The organism is Moraxella sp. FZLJ2109, from assembly GCF_024296965.1.
GTDB lineage: Bacteria > Pseudomonadota > Gammaproteobacteria > Pseudomonadales > Moraxellaceae > Moraxella.
Window position 1 is genome coordinate 1,933,864 of record NZ_CP101112.1, and the last position, 21,419, is coordinate 1,955,282.

The window sequence follows — 21,419 nt, forward strand, 5'->3', positions numbered from 1 at the left end:
CGGCTTGCCTAACTGCCTAAAAAATAAACAAAAAATTCCCTACAAAGTTTATGGATTGATTAAAAAACATACAAAACTATAAATTTATATAAAAATTTACAAAAAAATATAAATTCAACTTTCGTAGCAAAGAAATATCAAGGCTTGCTTAATAATCCGCACTTTTAAATTTAATTTTAATAAAGGTTAATGATAATCAATCCCAATAAATGCAATATAGTATAGACTTTTTATATAATTATAATTTTGTTATTAATTATAAACTTTTTGGATATATCAGATTTTTCTCTATAAATCAAAAACTTATATGAATAAAATTTAAACATATCGTATTATTATAACATTTTTATATATTACATTAATTTACATAACTTATGGTAATAATTGAATATCTAGTAACTTTGTATCATTATTTTAATTAAGTATTAATAAATAAAATTAAGTATTATATACCAATTTTAAAAAAATAAAATATATTATAAAACAATAACTTATAAAATAATATCAAATATTTATCTATCGTGTTTTCATATTTTCTGCAGAGGGGGGGGTGTAGCATTGTATAAATTTTATTGCTAAAATAATACTGTTCATGGTCTATCTACTGAGTTTTTTGATCATGATTTATTTGGAGTATTGTTTGGTGATTTATCATAAAAAATTGATAAATGTACCAATCAATAATAAAGCACATATTGCATTCATTAGCTCATATATAAGGTGATGTATGAACAAGGTCTATAAGGTTATTTGGAACCACGCAACCCAAACATGGGTAGCGGTATCTGAGATCGCTCAAGCAAAAGGTAAAACTTCGTCCAAGACGGATAAGCGAGCAAAACTATCAAAAGCTGCTGCCGTGGTATCACTGGCAGTTGCAGGGAGTGCGTTGATAGGTGGACAGGCACAGGCGGCTACGCCGGTGACAACATCGGCAAGTATTATCGAAGCATGGGGTGGTAATGTTAATGACAATCCACCACGTGATGAAAAAGGGAATCCTCTAAATGCGAACACTATGGCATTGGGGGCAGGCTCGTTTGTTCATGCGGCTAAAAGCATCGCTATCGGTCATAGCGCACAAGTTTTGGCTGGTGGCGATACCTCGGGAGCAGAAAGCGTTGCCATCGGTGTAAATGCAATAACTCGCGGTAAGCAAGCAACCGCCCTTGGTGAAGCTGCTGAAGCAGCGATGCTGTCAACAGCAACTGGTCAGAATGCCAAAGCGGTGGGATATGCAAGTATTGCAACAGGTCAGGAGTCAAATGCGTCGGCTGCGTGGAGTACAGCAACGGGTGTACAATCTAAGGCGACTGGTTCTTACGCTAATGCACTGGGTGGACAAGCAAATGCATCTAGCTGGGGTTCAACCGCACTAGGTACCTTCACGATGGTTAACGGTGATGAAGGTACGGCAGTCGGTTATCACGCTGATGTCACTGGTCGTGATGGTACAGCTTCAGGTGCCCAATCTGTAGCAGCAGAAAAAGCAACTGCAACTGGTGCACAAGCCAAAGCTGAAGGTAATCATTCAACTGCATCGGGTTTTAAATCAAATGCATCAGGTGAGAATGCTGTCGCAGCGGGTGTGAACTCAACAGCCAGTGGCGAATCTGCGGTGGCTGTCGGTCGTAATACCACGGCGACCAAAGCAGGTGCAACGGCAGTGGGTAACGAAGCGGATGCGACAGGGGATTTTGCAACGGCGATGGGTCATGAGTCTGTCGCAAGTGGCGCAAATGCTCTTGCGCTAGGTCGTGGTACAATTGCAGATCAAGAGAATAGTGTTGCACTGGGTAGTAACTCTAAGACAACGCCAGCAATCAAAACAGAAAATACAACTCTTGGTTCATTTAAATATAATTTTGATGGCAATGATGTTGTCTCAACGGTCAGTGTGGGTAATGATAATGTAAAACGCACCATCACCAATGTCGCTGCAGGTCGCTTGAGTGAGACTTCAACTGATGCCATCAACGGCTCACAGCTATATGCAGTCGCTGCTGCGCTAGGCGGTGAGATTGAGAGCACTTATTTCCATACCAATGACAACACCAACCAAGGTGCTGGCGATCCTGTGACCAACAAAGGTCGTATTACGGACAAAGCAGGTGCGACAGGTGCGTTTTCTGTTACTGCGGGTGTAGAAGCCAAAGCCATTTCTCAATACGGTATTGCAATTGGTAAAAACTCAAACTCAACGGGTTCTGCCGTTGTGATTGGTGCAAATGCCGCAGCAACAGGTTTGGCAGATGATGCCAATACACCAAATAGAGAAGATGTTCAGCAGGGTGCAAATGGTGCAGTTGTAATTGGTGAGAATGCTCGTGCAAGTGCAGCCAAAGGATCTCAACCGGCATCTATTGCTATCGGTCAAAGTGCAACAGCGGCAGGCGTGAAAGTTTCTAACACTACCATGCGTAATGGCGAAGAAGTTGATCTTGGTACAGCGATTGCAATCGGTGCGAAGGCAACAGCCAAAGACGCGAGTGTGGCAATCGGTCAAGCGGCGGATGCAGGTCTATCGCAATTTGCTACCGCAGTAGGTGTTAATAGCCGTGCATTGGGCGATCGCTCAAGTGCCTATGGTGTTGGCTCGGTTGCTGATGCACAACAAGCGGTTGCGGTTGGTTTTGATTCTAAGGCTCGCGCAAACTATACAACCGCCATTGGTTCAGGCAGTTTGGCTAGCCAAGAAGGTGCAACCGCAATCGGTTCAGAGGCAACATCGCAAAGTACACTTGCTATTGCATTAGGTAAGGGGTCATTGGTACATAGTGGTGCTGACCGCTCAATGTCAATTGGCGATATGTCCGAAGCACACGCTACAGCTACGATTGCACAAGGTTGGTATGCTATTGGCAAGGGTGAAAATGGTATCGCAATTGGTACAGCAGCACGTAACTATGGAGCAAATTCTACCGCTGTGGGTAGAGGTTCTCGTAGTACAGGAGCAAGTTCTGCTGCATACGGTCACAGTGCTTATGCGGTAAGTGATAATGCCACCGCTATAGGTGTGTCATCAACGGCATCAGGTACAAATGGTATTGCTATTGGTCAGTCTTCGTTGGCGGGTATCGCTAAGGCGGATGTGGATGCCTTTACCAAAGCACAAAATGATTTATTCACTAATGAGCGTAATACCCGAGTTAATCAAGGGCTATTGGTTGCAGCTACTGCTAAAAATGACACGGCAAATATTACCAAATACCAAACTGAACTAAACAATCTAGCAGCTGCCAAACCAGGTCTGGAACAGGCTCTTACTACTGCCAAAGCCAAGCTTGATACTGCAAAAGCAGACACCATCGCCATCGGTACAAGTACCAAAGCGTTGGGCACTGAATCTATCGCCATCGGTAAAAGCTCAAATGTAACAGGCAATCAATCGGTTGCTGTGGGCGTGGGTCATACTATCGAAGCTGACAACGCAGGTGCATTCGGTGATCCATCACACCTAACGGCTGATGCAGATGGCTCGTATGCGATTGGTAATAACAATACCATTACATCGGCTAATACCTTTGTACTAGGTAGCGGTATCGGCCGTAGCTCGACCGATTTGGCGGTTGATTCTGGCGAAGGAACGGTAGCTAACTCTGTCTATCTTGGTAATGAATCAGAGGTTACTCGTGGTACAGGCAGTGTCGGTGGTGACGGCGTTGGTACGCTTAAGACATGGGATAAAGACCAGCAAAGTGGCGCCACAGCGACAACTGCAGGTGCTGGTGGCACAGTCTCGACAGCTACTGTCGGTTATCTTACTTATGGTTCAACCTCAGTTGGTGGTCAAGCCTTTGCAGGTGCGACATCAGATGGTGCAGTCTCTGTCGGCTCATCAGGTGCAGAACGTCGTATCCAAAACGTCGCCGCCGGTGAAATCTCAAAAACATCAACAGACGCCATCAATGGCTCGCAGCTCTATGCTGTCGCACATCAAGCAGCTAAGCCAATCACCTTTAAGGCCAATAGCAACAAAGATGGTGCGAATGCCACCATGAACTTTGCTAGTGAAAATGGCTTAGAACGTATTTTGGGCGATGAGATTGTTATCAAGGGTGCGAACGTAGGAACACAACTATCGCGTAATGCTGATGCGGCAACTACTGGCAACTACAGTGCGCGTAACGTCCAAACGGTAGTTGATAATCAAGGCGTACAAATCCAAATCGCCACCAACCCAATCTTTGATAGCGTACAGTTTGTTAGCAGTAGCGGACCGAAAATCACTAATGATGGAGGTACTAACATCAAAGTCGCAAAACCGGATGGATCAGCGACAAGAATTACCAATGTTGCTAACGGCACCGAACCAAATGATGCAGTGAATCTATCACAGCTGAATGCAACGCGTGTATCTGTCGTGGCTGGTAATAACACTTATGTCACCGCAAGACCGTCGGCTGATGGCAAGACCTATAAGATTGACGCAGAAAAAACTGTCGTCACCACTGGTACAGGTCTAACTGTTAGTACATCAGGGGGAGATAGTGCAAACAACGTCACCACTTACAATGTTGCGCTAGATCAAGAGACACAAAATAAACTCGATAGAGTCGAGACGGTTATCGCAGGTGATTCAGGTCTCGTGACTGTGACTTCACCAAACAACAATGACACAGGCGGTAAAGAGTTTAAAGTTGACATCACCAAAGGTGCATTCAATGGTGTAACAACAGCAGGTAAGCTAAATGCTGACGGTACGACAGCAGGCGTAGCCACTGTAGCTGATGTCGTGACTGCAGTTAATTCAGGCTTCTTCACTGTTAATGCTAATGGCTCAAAAGCAGCAGACATTAAGTTTGGTGATACGCTTAACTTTGCTAATGGCACAGCTACAACCGCTGCAGTCAAAGATGGTGCTGTAGTTTATAACACCAATGTTGACGGCACCACTATCCAAATTGATCAAGCTACCAACAGCCTAAAAGTGAATACCAGTGCACTACCAAAAACTGTGGTAGCACAGGGTAATAACACAGTAGTTTCAAGCAAGACTGATGGCACAACCACGACTTACACAGTGGATGCAGAAAAAACCACGGTATCAAAAGCAGCAACCTCACCAATCACCGTCACAGAAGGTATTAAATCAGCAACTGGCGTGACTAACTATGAAGTCGGTCTAAGCATTGATGAAAATACCCTTGAAGTCGTTGATGGTAAGCTAAAATCAAAAGTCGTTGATACCGATACCAACACCGATACTTCTGCACACGTCAAAGCAGCAGATGGTAGCCTAGTGACTGTTACTAAAGCAGATGCTACTCGTGCTGATGGTATTACACAGATTACTGATTATACCGTTGACATCACCAAAGGTGCATTCAATGGTGTAACAACAGCAGGTAAGCTAAATGCTGACGGTACGACAGCAGGCGTAGCCACTGTAGCTGATGTCGTGACTGCGGTGAATTCAGGCTTCTTCACTGTCAATGCTAATGGCTCAAAAGCAGCTGACATTAAGTTTGGTGATACGCTTAACTTTGCTAATGGCACGGGCACAACCGCTGCAGTCAAAGATGGTGCTGTAGTTTATAACACCAATGTTGACGGCTCTACCATCCAAATTGATCAAGCTACCAACAGCCTAAAAGTGAATACCGATGCACTACCAAAAACAGTCGTTGCTGCAGGTAATAACACTAATGTAGCGTCTAAAACAGAAGGTAGTACAACGACCTATACGATTGATGCAGAAAAAACTGTCGTCACAACAGGTACAGGTCTGACAGTTACACCAAGTGATACTGGCAATAACGTCACTACTTACAATGTTGCGCTAGATCAAGCGACACAAGATCAAATCGCTAAAGAAGAAACTGTTTCTACAGGTACCCCTGATTTAGTAACAGTAACGACCAATGCAACGAAAAATGCAACGGGTGGTAATGACTTTGTGGTGAATGTAACTAAGGGTACATTCAATAATCCAACCTCGACGGGTGAGTTGGCCGAAGGTAATACAGGCGTAGCAACAGTTAAAGATGTTGTAGATGCAGTAAATAAAGGCTTCTTAACCACAAAAGTTAACGGTACTCAAGTTGAGCAAGTAGGCTTTGGTGATGACATCAACTTTGTTGACGGCAAAGGTACAACTGCACGTATCTCAGGCCAAGACATCACTTATGATGTGAACCTGGTCTCAAGCGATAACTCTATCAGTATCACTGATGGTACAAATGGTGCTAAAGACTTAACAGTCAACACAGGTACATCAACAGCGGGTGGTGATGGCAAAGCAATCACAACTGATACGGATGAGGTAGCAAACCTAGGTGATGTGGTTAATGCTATTAACAATGTGTCTTGGTCTGTAAACTCAGTAGCTACAGGTGGTGAAAATACTTACAAAGTAACTGATACATCTAAGATCAGTGCAGGAGATAAGTTAAACATCAACGCAGGTAAAAACATTGCAATCAGTGGTGAGGGCGATACCCTAAATATCGCAACATCAGACAATGTGACGTTCAACAATGTGACAGCCAATAATTTCACTGTAAACCAAGGTGGTACAGTGAACATGGGTGGCAACACCGTCACCAATGTAGCAAATGGTACGAATGCAACAGATGCAGTTAACCTACAACAGTTAAATGCAACTAAGACAGCGGTATTGGCAGGGGATAACACTGCGGTTACTTCTGCACCAAATGCAACGACAGGTGGCACGGACTACACTGTTCATGCAGATAAAACAGTTGTTGCACCAGCAACAGGCTCTAATATTACTGTAACACCAACCACAACAACCAATGCGAACGGTACAGAAACCACGACTTATAGCCTAGATCTTGATCAAGCAACTAAGGCTCAAATCGCTAAAGAAGAAACCGTTTCTACAGGCACACCTGCCCTTGTTACAGTCACTACCAATGCCACCAAGAATTCAACAGGCGGTAATGACTTTGTTGTGAATGTCACCAAAGGTACTTTCAATGGTGCAACAACAGAAGGTGCTCTAAATACTGCTGGCACGAAAAACGGTGTAGCAACCGTAGCTGACGTAATCGAAGCGGTTAACAAAATCGGCTTTAACGTCACAACAGGCGGTAACAAAGCTGAAGGTAATGAAGAGGGAGCAACCTTAATCAACCCAGGTGAAGAAATCACTTACAGCGCAGGTAAAAACCTAACCGTTAAACGTGTAGGCAATGAGTTCACCTTCGCAACCGCTGAAAACGTCACCTTCAACAACGTGTCAGCAAGTAACCTAACTGTAGGTCCTGTCACCATCAATCAAGATGGTATCAATGCAGGCGATACAGTGATTACTAACGTTGCAAGCGGTGGTGATACAGACACCAACGGTGCAAACATTGGTGACATCAAACGTATCGCAGCCAAGTCTGTTGAAAAAGTCGTCCTAGACGACACAGTGGCTGACAACATCGCAACAGTGAACACCGAATCAGGTGATGCTGCAGGTAATGCAGGTGAAACCTATAAAGTCGGTGTGTCTAAACAAGCTGTGAAAGATGCTGCCAAAGAAGCTATCAATGTCACTGGTACAGCACCAATTGCTGTAACTAAGACAGATGAGAATGGTGTAGATACCTATAATGTCACCTTTGATGGCACAAAAGCAGCAGAATCTATTCCATTAACTTATAAAGCTAATGGTGGAAATGCACAAACCGTTAACCTAAACAAAGGTCTAGACTTCACTAATGGTGACAAAACTGTTGCAACCGTTGGTGCAGATGGTGTTGTTACCTTTGATCTAAATGCTGATGCCAAAGCACAGCTTGCCAAAGTCGAAACCGTTGTTGCTGGTGACTCAGGTCTTGTGACTGTTGACAACACCGCACAAAACACCTCGGGCGGTAAAGAGTTTAAGGTTGATATTGCCAAAGGCACATTCAACAACCCAAGCACAACAGGTGAATTAGCAGCAGGTAACACTGGTGTTGCAACTGTCGCTGATGTTGTTGAAGCAGTGAATAAAGGCTTCTTGACCACAAAAGTTGGTGGCAACCAAGTTGAACAAGTCGGCTTTGGTGACGACATCAACTTCGTTAACGGTACAGGCACAACAGCAAGAATCGTTGACGGAGCAAATGGTGACAAAGGCATCACCTTTGATGTCAAAACTGATGGCACAACCATCAAGATTGATGACAACGGTAACCTAACTGTAAACACTGATAACCTACCAAAAACCAAACTGGTTGATGGTAAAAACACTACAGTACAAGGCGATGGTACGGAAGCAAATCCATACAAAGTGGATGCAACCAAAACCACAGTGACCGCAGCTACTGGTGGTAAAGTGGAAATCACTGGTGGTACTGAAGACCAAAACGGTGTGATTAACTACACAGTTGGCTTGGATGCAGCAACGAAGAATATCATCGACAATGCTGTAGTAGATGTTGTTGATACCGATACCGTTGATTTGACCAAAACAGCGGATAACAAAATCCAAGCAGATGTGAAAACAACGACGTTGACAGCTGTAGCAGCAGGTCTAGACAAAGCAGGTCAAGTGAATGCACCATCAGCAGATGATGCGAAAAAACTGGTGAATGCACAAGACTTGGCAACAGTGATCAATAACTCAGGCTGGAATGTCAAAGGTGATGTGGTTGATGGTGGTGTAGCCAAAGGTACACACGCAACTACCTTGATCAACCCAGGTGAAACTGTCACCTTGCGTGCAGGTAAGAACTTGGCACTAGATCAAGCAACCGATGTATTCACCTATTCATTGCAAGATGATATTTCACTCAACAGTGTCACTACCGTTGATCTGACCGCAACTGGCGCAACCACAGTCAATGACTTTACTGTTGCTCCAAATTCAGCAGTGGATATGGGTAACAATACCCTGACAAATGTAGGCTCAGGCGGTGATACAGATAGCAACGGTGCAAACATTGGTGACATCAAGCGTATCGCAGCTCAATCAGTCGAAAAAGTCGTCCTAGATGACACAGTTGCTGACAACATTGCAACCGTGAACACCCAGTCAGGTAAAGTTGCTGGTGAAGCAGGCGAAACCTATAAAGTCGGTGTATCTAAAGCAGCAGTCAAAACAGCTGCTCAAGAAGCAATTGATGTTGTTGGTGATGGCAAAGCAATTACCGTAACCAATGCAACTGCGAACGGTGTAGAAACCTTCACAGTAAACTACAATGGTGCAGAAGCAGCAAAAACTACACCATTAACTTATAAAGCCAATGGTGCAAATGCACAAACCGTTAACCTAAGCGAAGGCTTAAACTTCACCAATGGTGACAAAACTGTCGCAACCGTTGGTGCAGATGGCAAAGTTGTCTTTGATCTAAGCGATGATGCTAAAGCAGAGCTTGCCAAAGTTGAAACCGTTGTTGCTGGTGACTCAGGTCTTGTGACTGTTGACAACACCGCACAAAACACCTCAGGCGGTAAAGAGTTTAAGGTTGATATTACCAAAGGCACATTCAATGCACAAACCAATAACGGTGCATTGGGCGATGTTACAAATACCAATGGTGTAGCAACCGTTGCTGATGTCGTCTCTGCGGTCAATACAGGCTACTGGACAGCGAACGTAGATGGTTCAACCAAAGTTGCTGATGTGAACTTTGGGGATAGTCTCAACTTCGTAGACGGTACAGCGACAGACGCGGTACTTAAAGACGGTGGTGTAAGCTTCAACGTCAAAACTGACGGCACAACCATTAAAGTTGTAGATGGCAACTTGACAGTGAATACTGATGGTCTTGCTAGCACAGAAGTGGTATCAGGTAAAAACACCACAGTGACCCCAACTAAAGATGGTAACAAAACCACTTATAAGGTTGATGCAACCAAAACAACAGTGACCGCAGCTACTGATGGTAAAGTGGAAATCACTGGTGGTACAGAAGATGCTAATGGTGTGATTAACTATACCGTTGGTTTGGATGATGCAACCAAGACAGTAATTAATAATGCTGTGACTGAAGTTCAAGATAGTGATAGCATTGACTTCACCAAAACAGGCAATACCATCACCGCAACAGTAAATACGGGTACTTCAACCGTGGTTGCAGGTCAAGCAGTTACTACTGAAGGCAATAAAGTCGCCACTGTTGGTGACATTGTTAAGACAATTAATAATGTCTCATGGAAAGTTGCTTCTATCGCTGATGGTGGTGAGAATAGCTATACAACAGCGGATTCATCGAACATCACTGCTGGCGATACGCTAAACATCGATGCAGGTAAAAACATCAAGATCTCTGGTAGTGGCAATAAGCTAAATATCGCCACAAAAGACGATGTGACCTTTAACAACATCACCACAAGCAACCTAACAGCTACAGGTGATACAGTTGTGAAGAACTTCACTATCAAGCCAAATTCAGCAGTGGATATGGGTGGCAATACCCTGACAAATGTAGGCTCAGGCGGTGATACAGATAGCAACGGTGCAAACATCGGTGACATCAAGCGTATCGCAGCCAAATCAGTCGAAAAAGTCGTCCTAGATGACGCAGTGGCTGACAACATTGCAACCGTTAGCACTGAGTCAGGTGCTGCTGCAGGCAATGCAGGTGAAACTTATAAAGTTGGTGTATCTAAAGCAGCAGTCAAAACAGCTGCCAAAGAAGCAATCAATGTCACAGGTACAGCTCCAATTGCTGTAACTAAGACAGATGAGAATGGTGTAGATACCTATAACGTCACCTTTGATGGCACTAAGGCTGCAGAATCTATTCCATTAACTTACAAAGCTAATGGTGGAAATGCACAAACCGTTAACCTAAACAAAGGTCTAGACTTCACTAATGGTGACAAAACTGTCGCAACCGTTGGTGCTGATGGCAAAGTCGTCTTTGATCTAAGCGATGCAGCCAAAGAACAGCTTGCTAAAGAAGAGTCTGTATCTACTGGTACCCCAGACTTGCTAACGGTCACTAAAGATAAGTTGAATGACACCAAAGGTCAAAACTACAATGTTGATGTGAAAAAAGGCACATTCAATGCACAAACCGCTAATGGTGCATTGGGTGATGTAACAAACACCAATGGCGTAGCAACTGTTGCAGATGTTGTCACTGCAGTGAATCAAGGTTACTGGACAGCCAAAGTTGATGGCAACACTGAAGCGGCAAAAGTGAAATTCGGTGACAGCCTAAACTTCGTCGATGGCGTAGCCACTGACGCAAAAGTTGGTACTGATGGCATCACCTTTGATGTTAAGACTGACGGCACAACCATTAAAGTTGTAGATGGCAACTTGACAGTGAATACTGATGGTCTTGCTAGCACAGAAGTGGTATCAGGTAAAAACACCACAGTGACCCCAACTAAAGATGGTAACAAAACCACTTATAAGGTTGATGCAACCAAAACAACAGTGACCGCAGCTACTGATGGTAAAGTGGAAATCACTGGTGGTACAGAAGATGCTAATGGTGTGATTAACTATACCGTTGGTTTGGATGATGCAACCAAGACAGTAATTAATAATGCTGTGACTGAAGTTCAAGATAGTGATAGCATTGACTTCACCAAAACAGGCAATACCATCACCGCAACAGTAAATACGGGTACTTCAACCGTGGTTGCAGGTCAAGCAGTTACTACTGAAGGCAATAAAGTCGCCACTGTTGGTGACATTGTTAAGACAATTAATAATGTCTCATGGAAAGTTGCTTCTATCGCTGATGGTGGTGAGAATAGCTATACAACAGCGGATTCATCGAACATCACTGCTGGCGATACGCTAAACATCGATGCAGGTAAAAACATCAAGATCTCTGGTAGTGGCAATAAGCTAAATATCGCCACAAAAGACGATGTGACCTTTAACAACATCACCACAAGCAACCTAACAGCTACAGGTGATACAGTTGTGAAGAACTTCACAGTCAGCCCAGATTCAGTGATCAACATGGGTAATAACCAAATTACCAATGTGAAAGCGGGTACTGAAGACACTGATGCGGTGAACGTTAAGCAGTTGAATGACACTGTCAAGGCGGCACGTACTAAGGTAGAGGCTGGTACAAATGTTGAAGTGACCAATGTCACTAACGATGCGACCGGTGAAATCACCTATACCATCAACGCCAAAGACACCACTGCTACAGCGTCTGTCAAAGATGGCTCAAGCGAGTTCTTGACTGTGACTGCTAATGGCACTAAGTCAGCAGTTGGTACTACCACCACTGATTATGCAGTAGGCCTAACTGACAAAGCCAAAGACGTGCTTAACAACGCTGCCACTAAGGTTGAAGATACCAACACGGTTGATCTAACCCTAACGAACGGCGTACTAAAAGCAGACGTCAAAGCCGTTGATGGCAAAGGCACTACAGCTAATGTCACAACCAATGGTCTAACCTTTGACATCAAAACTGATGGCAATACCATTACCTTTGATAGGGATGGCAACCTAACTGTAAACACTGATAACCTACCAAAAACCAAACTGGTCAATGGTAAAAACACCACAGTAGAAGGCTCAGGCACTGATACTGACCCATACAAAGTCAATGTCAAAGGTGATCTAACCGACATCACATCAATCAGCAATGGTGACACCACCATCAAGCTTGGTGATGCAACTGTGAATGTGGGTGGTGCGACGATTACCAACGTTGCCAACGGCACCAAAGCTGGTGATGCTGTGAACTATGAACAGCTACAAGCATCACAAGAAGAAGTGGTGTCAACTGATAAGTCAGTAACGATCACCGAAGGTAAGACAGAGAAAGGTGCGAAGAAATTTGATCTATCGGTCAATACTGATGGCACAACCATCGTCAAAAATGCTGATGGCGAGCTATCTGTAGCAACCACGCCGCTGACCAATACAGCGACTGGTACGGTCAATGTCCCAACAGGTGATGAAGCGAGCAAGCTTGCGACTGCAGTTGACATTGCCAATGCCATCAACAACTCAGGCTTTACCATTAAGGCTAATGGCGACACAGGTGCTCTGGTCAAACCAGGTGATGAGGTTGACTTTGTCAATGGCAAGAATATCAGCATCACACGCTCAGGCACATCATTGACTGTAGCAACGGTAGATACACCTGTATTTACTTCAGTGCAGTTTAATGAAAACGGCCCAATCATCAAAGCTGATGCGAGCAACAATATCAATGTTGGTAAGTCTGACGGCTCAGCGACCAAGATCACCAATGTTGCCGCTGGTGTTGATGATAATGATGCAGTGAATGTGAAACAGCTTCAAGATACAGTGGCTGCGAACAAAACTGCAATCAAGGCAGGTAATAATGTTGATATCACAGGCGAAGGTACAACCACTAGCCCATATGTGATCAACGCCAAAGACACCACCGCTACAGCATCTGTCAAAGATGGCTCAAGCGAGTTCTTGACTGTGACTGCTAATGGCACTAAGTCAGCAGTTGGTACTACCACCACTGATTATGCAGTAGGCCTAACTGACAAAGCCAAAGACGTGCTTAACAACGCTGCCACTAAGGTTGAAGATACCAACACGGTTGATCTAACCCTAACGAACGGCGTACTAAAAGCAGACGTCAAAGCCGTTGATGGCAAAGGCACTACAGCTAATGTCACAACCAATGGTCTAACCTTTGACATCAAAACTGATGGCAATACCATTACCTTTGATAGGGATGGCAACCTAACTGTAAACACTGATAACCTACCAAAAACCAAACTGGTCAATGGTAAAAACACCACAGTAGAAGGCTCAGGCACTGATACTGACCCATACAAAGTCAATGTCAAAGGTGATCTAACCGACATCACATCAATCAGCAATGGCGGTACTACCATCAAGCTTGGTGATGCAACTGTGAATGTGGGTGGTGCGACGATTAGCAATGTCAAAGCTGGTGTTGAAGATGGCGATGCAGTGAATGTGAAACAACTTCAAGATACAGTTGCTGCAGCCAAGACTTATGTTAAGGCGGGTGATAACACCGAAGTGACGGGTACGGGCACACAAGCTGATCCATACACTGTTCATGCCGTTAAAACAACAGCATCAGCAGGGTCTGACTATGTGACTGTCACTCCAGAGACGAAGGCAAATCACACTACCAACTACAGCATCGATCTATCACAAGACACCAAAGATAAGATTGAGGCAGCAACCAAAGTGAATAACGTTCGCGAAACTGTGGTTGCGGGTAGTGACAATGTCGTTGTCAAAACCGACAAGACCAACGCAACAGGTGGTAAAGAGTTCTCGGTTGATATTGCCAAAGACATCACTGTAGATTCTGTCACTGCCAACACCGTGAATGTCGGCCCTGTAACCATGACTGGCAACACTGCCGAAGATGGCGTGAGCGAGCTAAGCGTCGGTAGCCCGACAGCACCAAGCCGCATCACCAATGTCGCACCAGGTGTCAAAGGCACAGATGCAGTGAATGTGAATCAGCTTCAAGGTGCTGTGACCAACATCAACAACCGCATTAATGGTCTAGAAGACGATATGGAAGGCGGTATGGCAGGTGCTCGTGCAGTCGCTGCCTTGCCACAAGTCCATCGTCCAGGCTCATCTATGCTGGCTGTAGGTCTAGGCTCTTATGGTGACAAAGGCGCAGTTGCGGTTGGCTTTAGTAGCCTAAGTGACAACGGCCGCTTGACCTTCAAGGCGAATGTCGATGCCAATACCGAAAACAAATTCGGTGCCGGTGTCGGTATGGGCTGGGAATGGTAATTGCTGACTGATTAGCAAACACCAACAAAAACAGCGTTCACAGTGTGGGCGCTGTTTTTATTTATGCAATCTACTAATAGATTGATTAATTAATCATTATAGAAAAACTGCTCAAGCAACAAGTGTTTTGCATGAGCAGTATTTTGGATTTATACTACTTTGATAAAGCAGGTAATCAGGTCGCTACTGCTCAAAATGTCGCCGATGCGATCAATAAATCAGGCTTCACACTAACCGCAGAAGGTGCAAATGGTTCAGTTGTAAATCCAGGTGAAACTGTAGATATGAACAATACTGATGGCAACATCAATATCACCAAATCTGCAGATAACAACGATGTTGTCAATAATATGGCGCCAGATGTGAAGATTGAAAAATCTGTCACAGCACCAACGGTTAATGCCAATACAGTAAATGTTCAAGGTACTGCAGGCAATACAGCACTAACCACAGTCGCAGGTGGTAACTATAACTCTGCAGGTCAAAAAATCGATGATACAGCTGTACCAGCTCTAAGCGTCGGTGGTAACCAAATCACCAATGTCGCCAATGGTGCGATCAGTCCATCATCTACAGATGTGATCAATGGTAGCCAGCTATATGCATTGCAAGATGTGTTCAATCAGTAGATCGGTGGTGTCAATAACCGTATCGACGACCTAGAAGATGAGAGCCGTGCAGGCATCGCAGGTTCTGCTGCGATGATCAACATCCCACAAGTTACCCGTCCAGGTGCGAACTTGCTAGGTGTAGGTCTAGGTCATCACAAAGGTGAAAGTGCAGTTGCTGTTGGCTTCTCAAGTGCAAGCGACAACGAACGCTTGATCTTCAAGATGTCAGGTAGCGCCAACACCCAAGGTGACTTCACCATCGGTACTGGTATGGGCTGGCAGTGGTAATCTACCACCAAACCCACAAAACCTCCCCATCACACGATGGGGTAGTTTTTCCTAATTTACTTATCATAAGGACTTAACCATGAAAACCATCTACAAAGCCCTAGCAGTATCAGCCCTAGCTGCTGCCATGACTGCTTGTGGTACTACTCCAACCAAAGTCACCGCTGAAGGTACAACTGATAACCCAGTATGGCCTCGTTGGGATTCTGTCACCTTTGACAAAAACCGTGGTACTTTCCCAAATCTTGCTAGCCTAAAAGAAGTCAAAGCTGGCATGACCAAAGACCAACTATACCAACTACTTGGCCGTCCACACTATGATGAAGTATGGCGTCCACGTGAGTGGAACTATCTATTCCACTTCCACACCCCAGGTGTTGGTACTGATGATGTGACCACTTGCCAATTCAAAGTCCTATTTGACAAAGACAAGTTCACCCGTACCTTCTACTGGAATCCAGTAGATCCTGTGGATGGTGCTTGCCCACCAGCACAACCAGCGCCAGAAGTCATTGTATGTACCGGTACAATATTCCCAGACACCCCATAAGAGGTTATACTACCCCAAACTAGGAGTAATCTCTCATGACAAAACAGCGTAAGCAGTACAGCAACGAATTTAAACTAGAAATGGTCAAACTCATTGAAGAGCAAAATCAGCGTGTTGTTGATGTTGCTAGGCAATATGATATCGGTAAATCTACTTTAGAAAACTGGCTTAAACGTTATCGTCTTGAACTTCAAGGCAAGCCATTAGCCACAGGTCATGCTCTAACACCAGAACAACGAGAGCTTGAACGACTTCGTAAAGAAAATGCCCAGCTAAGACTTGAGTGAGATATTTTAAAAAAGGCATCCGCTCTATTAGCTCAAGACAGCTTACTATCCCGCTAATAGAGCAATTGATGGGGCAATACAGCATCAGTAAAGCAAAGCTGTGTCAGCTATTTGGTATTTGCCGAAGTACTTATTATGTCAAGCAAAAACCAAAACTGCCAACACGTAAAGAGATTAATCTGCGCCTATGGGTAAAACAAGCATTTGATTGCTCTAAAGGATCGGCAGGCTCTAGAAGTATTGCTGCTATGGTTAGTCGTGCTCATCAGATTAAACTAACACGCTATAAAGCGCGTCAATTAATGAGAGCACAAGGACTCATCAGTCGCCAAAGCATCAAGCATCGCTATCGCTTAGCTGATCAAGCACATACAGCGCATGACAACTTGCTAAAACGGCAGTTTGCACCAGCTGCACCCAATCAAGTATGGGTATCGGATGTGACGTATATTCACACCAAAGCAGGATTTTGTTATTTGGCTGTGGTGATGGATTTATATGCCAGACACATCATTGGCTTTGCCATGAGTGATCATCCAAACAGTGAGCTGACCACCAAAGCTTTAGCCATGGCTTATACCATACGCTTTCAACCAACCGGTGTGTTATTTCATTCAGATCAAGGATCTCATTACACCAGTCGCACCTTTGCTGATACTATTGCTAGATGTAAGATGACACACAGTATGAGCAGAAAAGGCAACTGTTGGGATAATGCACCAACAGAAAGATTCTTTCGAAGTTTTAAATATGAGTGGATGCCAAAACATGGTTATGAGAATATTCATGAAGCAAAAGTAGATGTGGCAAGTTATATTCTTGGCTATTACAGTCAACTCAGACCCCACAGCTTTAATAACTACCTAAGCCCTGTCGAAAAAGAACGACAGTTTTTTAACAAAACCCTCTTAGGGGTTGTTTGAAAATAGTTGACCGGTACACTCATTACACCAGTCGCGCCTTTGCTGATGCCGTTGCTAGATGTAAGATGACACACAGTATGAGTAGAAAGGGCAACTGCTGGGATAATGCACCAACAGAGCGTTTCTTTCGAAGTTTTAAAACTGAATGGATGCCAAAACATGGCTATGAGAATATCCAAGAAGCAAAAGTAGACGTGGCAAATTATATCCTTGGCTATTACAGTCAACTCAGACCCCACAGCTTTAATAACTACCTAAGCCCTGTTGAAAAAGAACGACAGTTTTTTAACAAAACCCTCTTAGGGGTTGTTTGAAAATAGTTGACCGGTACATACACCATAATAACCATTCAATCAACGATACACGGTGCACACCCTACGCACTGATGTGCTATCTTCAGATTTTTTTGTAATTCTATTAAAATTGGGAGGTCAATGATGTTAAGAATGATGATTTTGGGTTTGGTAACAGCCATGCTATCTGGTTGTTACTATTCAAAGGGGTGTATCTATGGACCGCAGAGTGCTGATTGTCCTTTTCGTCCAGAAGTGAAAGGCATTCAGCAATGGCAAAAAAAGGATAGTATTGGCAACACCAACCCTGAACAGCGAATAAGGGATTTAAAAGAATGTGGAGTAGGAGGTGTTGATTATGGCATGGCTATTTTTAATGGTACTCGCCCCAATGAATCTGACGATGCTTTTGAGGTCAGAAGGTCTAAAAAGTACCAATGCGTAAAAGATAAGGGATATATATTTATTACCGAATATGAATGCCGAACAGAAAGCCAGACCAAATTAAATGGCAAATGTAATTAATTGCTTATGACCTACTCGGCGGTCAGCCCAGCAGGGTACATACCACGCACCATCAAAAACCATTCAATCAAAGGTGCACGGTGCACACCCTACGCACTGATGTGCTATCTTCAGATTTTTTTGTAATTCTATTTAAATTAGGAGGTCAATGATGAGCGTAGCTAAAATCATTATTCTTGGTTTGTTTACAGTATTTTTAAGTAGTTGTTATTATTCAAAAGGGTGTTGGATTTATCCACAGAGTGCTGATTGTTCTGCTCGTCCAGAGGTGAAAGTAGTACAGCGTTGGCAAAAAAAGGACAGTATTGGTGATACCGACCCCGAACAACGCTGGAGAGATTTTCAGCAGTGTGGTGTAAAAGACTATATGAATGGAACTTTGGACATGAATGCTGGAACTCCAGACATGAGTGCTAATGATGTAAAAAAACGCATAAAGGAAATAGAAGATTGTATGGAAAATAAAAATTACATATATTTTTCTGAACACGAATGCCGAACAGAAAGCCAAACTAAATTAAATGGAAAGTGTAATTAATTGCTTATGATCTACTCGGCGGTCAGCCCAACAGGGTACATACCATACACCATAAAACCATTCAATCAACGGTGTATAGTGTGTAGCCTACGCACTATAAATAGCTAAAGTAGTCATTGCACAAAATAAGGCATTTGTAAATTCAGATTCATTGCATGTGTAAGTAAAATCATCCCCTGAAAAAATTAAGCTCTCTTTATGTTTTCTTATGCTATAAACCATTCCAGAGTCTTCTCCGACCCATCTACAATGTTTATTCTTGCTAAATAAAAATTCAGCCAAGCTATCGATAGTCAAAAAAATCATACAAGTCTTATCTTTGAAAAAATAAATTTCATTTTCTTCTTCGATAACTTTTAGGTAGCCTAGTCTGAATAAGTTTTCATTTTGTGCTGGATGTTCATGGGATAACACAATTTCAATTTTCATGAATGATTACTTTTTTGTAAGTGGAGGTAATATGCATATTATACGCCATCAAAAACCCGTCTATCAACGGTGCACGGTGTGAACCCTATGCACCGCATGACTTAGATTTAAAAGCATTCCCAATTCTCAAAGATATTGATAATCATTATTATTTAATATAAAATATCAAGAAAATATTCAGGGAGATAACAATGAAACTCACTAAAGAGCGTCGAAAGCAATTTTTTACCCAATATCGATGGATTTATGCCTTACCTAACGGTATCTGTCTACTCTTGTTTATCTATGGAAATCAGATGATTGCACAGCACTATGGATTTGACCGACAGGGCGCGTGGATGACTTGGGGGCAGTTTTTGGCAGTGGGGCTTGTGGTATGGTTGGCAGGTAGGGTGGTGGATGCCGTGCTTGGTCGATATGCGCATCAATGGGGTGATGTTATGCTCACCAAGATGAACCGATGGGCAAAATATCTGTGGTGGCTGATGATGGTTGGTCTTGTCATGGGATGGGTGTTTGTTGGCTGATATGATTAGTCCAGTAGGTGCATACCGTGTCCTATCAAAAAAGATAATTAATCAATGGTGCACGGTGTACACACTGCATACTATTTAATAAAGAGTTCCAATTATATGATTTGATAATATGCTATATACAATAAAAACAAATAAAAAAATACAAATTAATAAAAGAAAAACTTTACTACTTCTCATTTACAAGCCTTCTCATTATTCTCGCAAAAATTTTGTGATGCGTTAAAGTAAGTGTGGGGTATATATCATACACCATCAAAAAAACCATTCAATCAACGGTGCATAGTGTGTAGCCTACGCACTCATAAATATACCCAAACAAATAAGCATACCGACACTCATCGATATGCTTATTTTTTTGGCTTGTCAAATTATCTTAGACTTCCAGATAATCCAAGATGCCTTTGGCAGCTTCACGACCTTCCCAAATCGCAGTCACAACAAGGTCTGAGCCGCGCACCATATCACCACCAGCGAAGATTTTTGGGTTGCTGGTTTGGAATTTGTAGGTTTGCTTCTCAGCAGCGATCACGCGGCCATCGGCGTGCATCTCAATGCCTTGGGCGGCAAACCACTCGGCAGGGCTTGGGCGAAAACCAAAGGCAAGCACCACTGCATCAGCAGGCAAGATCTCTTCTGAGCCTTCGACGATCACCGCGCTTCTGCGACCATTGGCATCAGGCTCGCCAAGCGTGGTGGTAACGACTTTGACGCCCGTGACTTTGCCATTTTCGCCGACGATCTCGACAGGCTGGCGATTGAATAGGAAATTCACGCCTTCTTCGCGTGCATTGGTCACTTCACGCTTTGAGCCTGGCATACTGTCTTCGTCACGGCGATAGGCACAGGTGACCGATGCAGCTTGTTGGCGGATGCTTGTACGGTTACAGTCCATGGCGGTATCACCACCGCCCAATACCACGACGCGTTTGCCATTCATATCGATGTACGGCTCAGCATCACTTTGCCAGCCGTGGCAGTGATTGACATTACCAATCAAGAAATCCAGTGCGTCATACACACCGTCCAAATCTTCACCTGCAAAGCCGCCGCGCATATAGGTATAAGTACCCATACCCATAAATACAGCATCAAACTCAGTTAAGATTTCTTCAATAGTGATGTCTTTGCCAACTTCGGTATTTAGGCGAAACTCAATGCCCATGTCGGTGAAAATCTCACGACGGCGCATCATCACTTCTTTTTCCATCTTAAATTCTGGAATACCGAAAGTCAAAAGACCGCCGATTTCAGGGCGCTTGTCAAACACCACAGGACGCACGCCATTACGCACCAAGATATCCGCACAGCCAAGACCTGCAGGACCTGCACCGATGACTGCGACGCGCTTGTCCGTCCAGATGACATTGCTCATATTGGGTCGCCAGCCGCGCTCAAAGGCGGTGTCGTTGATGTATTTTTCGATATTACCGATCGTCACCGCGCCATAGCCGTCGTTCAGCGTACACGCGCCTTCACACAGGCGGTCTTGTGGGCAGACACGGCCACAGACTTCGGGCAGGGTGTTGGTGGTGTGGCACAGCTCGGCAGCTTGCTCGATCAAGCCTTCAGTGGCAAGCTTTAGCCAGTTTGGAATGTAGTTATGTACAGGGCATTTCCATTCGCAATACGGGTTGCCGCACTCAAGGCAGCGGTGCGCTTGCTCGGTGGCTGATTTTTGGTCAAATGGTTTGTAAATCTCGATAAACTTAGTTTTGCGAGATTCGATGGATTTTTTGCTTGGATCGGTGCGTGGCGTATCCAAAAACTGAAAATCATTATGTAAGCGAGCAGTCAT

Annotated in this window: 11 protein-coding genes and 1 pseudogene; 10 read left to right on the plus strand and 2 right to left on the minus strand. The window is 43.9% G+C overall.

What is annotated here, in order from left to right:
• Window positions 1–727 precede the first annotated feature (727 nt).
• From NKU06_RS09295 to NKU06_RS09335, 9 genes and pseudogenes are all read left to right on the plus strand, one after another.
• The gene (locus tag NKU06_RS09295; RefSeq protein ID WP_254769552.1) at window positions 728–14,644 is read left to right on the plus strand and encodes an ESPR-type extended signal peptide-containing protein; all 13,917 of its coding nucleotides are present in this window, start codon (window positions 728–730) and stop codon (window positions 14,642–14,644) included.
• 131 nt (window positions 14,645–14,775) lie between these two features.
• Window positions 14,776–15,273: a hypothetical protein gene (locus NKU06_RS09300; RefSeq protein WP_253223427.1), complete on the plus strand. Its 498-nt coding sequence runs from the start codon at window positions 14,776–14,778 to the stop codon at window positions 15,271–15,273.
• 72 nt (window positions 15,274–15,345) lie between these two features.
• The gene (locus NKU06_RS09305) at window positions 15,346–15,543 is read left to right on the plus strand and encodes a YadA C-terminal domain-containing protein (RefSeq protein WP_253223428.1); all 198 of its coding nucleotides are present in this window, start codon (window positions 15,346–15,348) and stop codon (window positions 15,541–15,543) included.
• A 79-nt stretch (window positions 15,544–15,622) separates the two neighbouring features.
• Window positions 15,623–16,093, plus strand: a complete 471-nt coding sequence (locus NKU06_RS09310; RefSeq protein ID WP_254730286.1) for an outer membrane protein assembly factor BamE — start codon at window positions 15,623–15,625, stop codon at window positions 16,091–16,093.
• 35 nt (window positions 16,094–16,128) lie between these two features.
• Entirely contained in the window at window positions 16,129–16,380 is a 252-nt protein-coding gene (locus tag NKU06_RS09315; protein WP_254769551.1) for a transposase, read from the plus strand.
• Window positions 16,377–17,303: an IS3 family transposase gene (locus tag NKU06_RS09320; protein WP_254769553.1), complete on the plus strand. Its 927-nt coding sequence runs from the start codon at window positions 16,377–16,379 to the stop codon at window positions 17,301–17,303. Before NKU06_RS09315 ends, NKU06_RS09320 begins: the two co-directional genes overlap by 4 nt.
• A gap of 71 nt (window positions 17,304–17,374) precedes the next feature.
• Window positions 17,375–17,617, plus strand: a pseudogene (locus tag NKU06_RS09325) (integrase core domain-containing protein); the annotation flags it as partial.
• Between the two features lie 120 nt (window positions 17,618–17,737).
• Window positions 17,738–18,121, plus strand: a complete 384-nt coding sequence (locus tag NKU06_RS09330; RefSeq protein WP_254730293.1) for a hypothetical protein — start codon at window positions 17,738–17,740, stop codon at window positions 18,119–18,121.
• A 148-nt stretch (window positions 18,122–18,269) separates the two neighbouring features.
• A complete protein-coding gene (locus tag NKU06_RS09335; RefSeq protein WP_254730296.1) occupies window positions 18,270–18,659 on the plus strand; it encodes a hypothetical protein in 390 nt (129 codons plus the stop codon).
• Between the two features lie 87 nt (window positions 18,660–18,746).
• Here the strand turns inward: NKU06_RS09335 and NKU06_RS09340 are convergent, their stop codons facing one another.
• Entirely contained in the window at window positions 18,747–19,088 is a 342-nt protein-coding gene (locus NKU06_RS09340) for a hypothetical protein (protein WP_254730299.1), read from the minus strand.
• A gap of 296 nt (window positions 19,089–19,384) precedes the next feature.
• Between NKU06_RS09340 and NKU06_RS09345 the strand changes: the two genes are divergently transcribed.
• Window positions 19,385–19,615, plus strand: coding sequence for a hypothetical protein (locus NKU06_RS09345; RefSeq protein ID WP_254730302.1), 231 nt, complete (start codon window positions 19,385–19,387; stop codon window positions 19,613–19,615).
• A gap of 382 nt (window positions 19,616–19,997) precedes the next feature.
• On the opposite strand, the gene NKU06_RS09350 is transcribed toward NKU06_RS09345, so the two are convergent.
• Window positions 19,998–21,419 carry an FAD-dependent oxidoreductase gene (locus NKU06_RS09350; RefSeq protein WP_254730304.1) on the minus strand — a complete coding sequence of 474 codons (1,422 nt, stop codon included), beginning with the start codon at window positions 21,417–21,419 and terminating at the stop codon, window positions 19,998–20,000.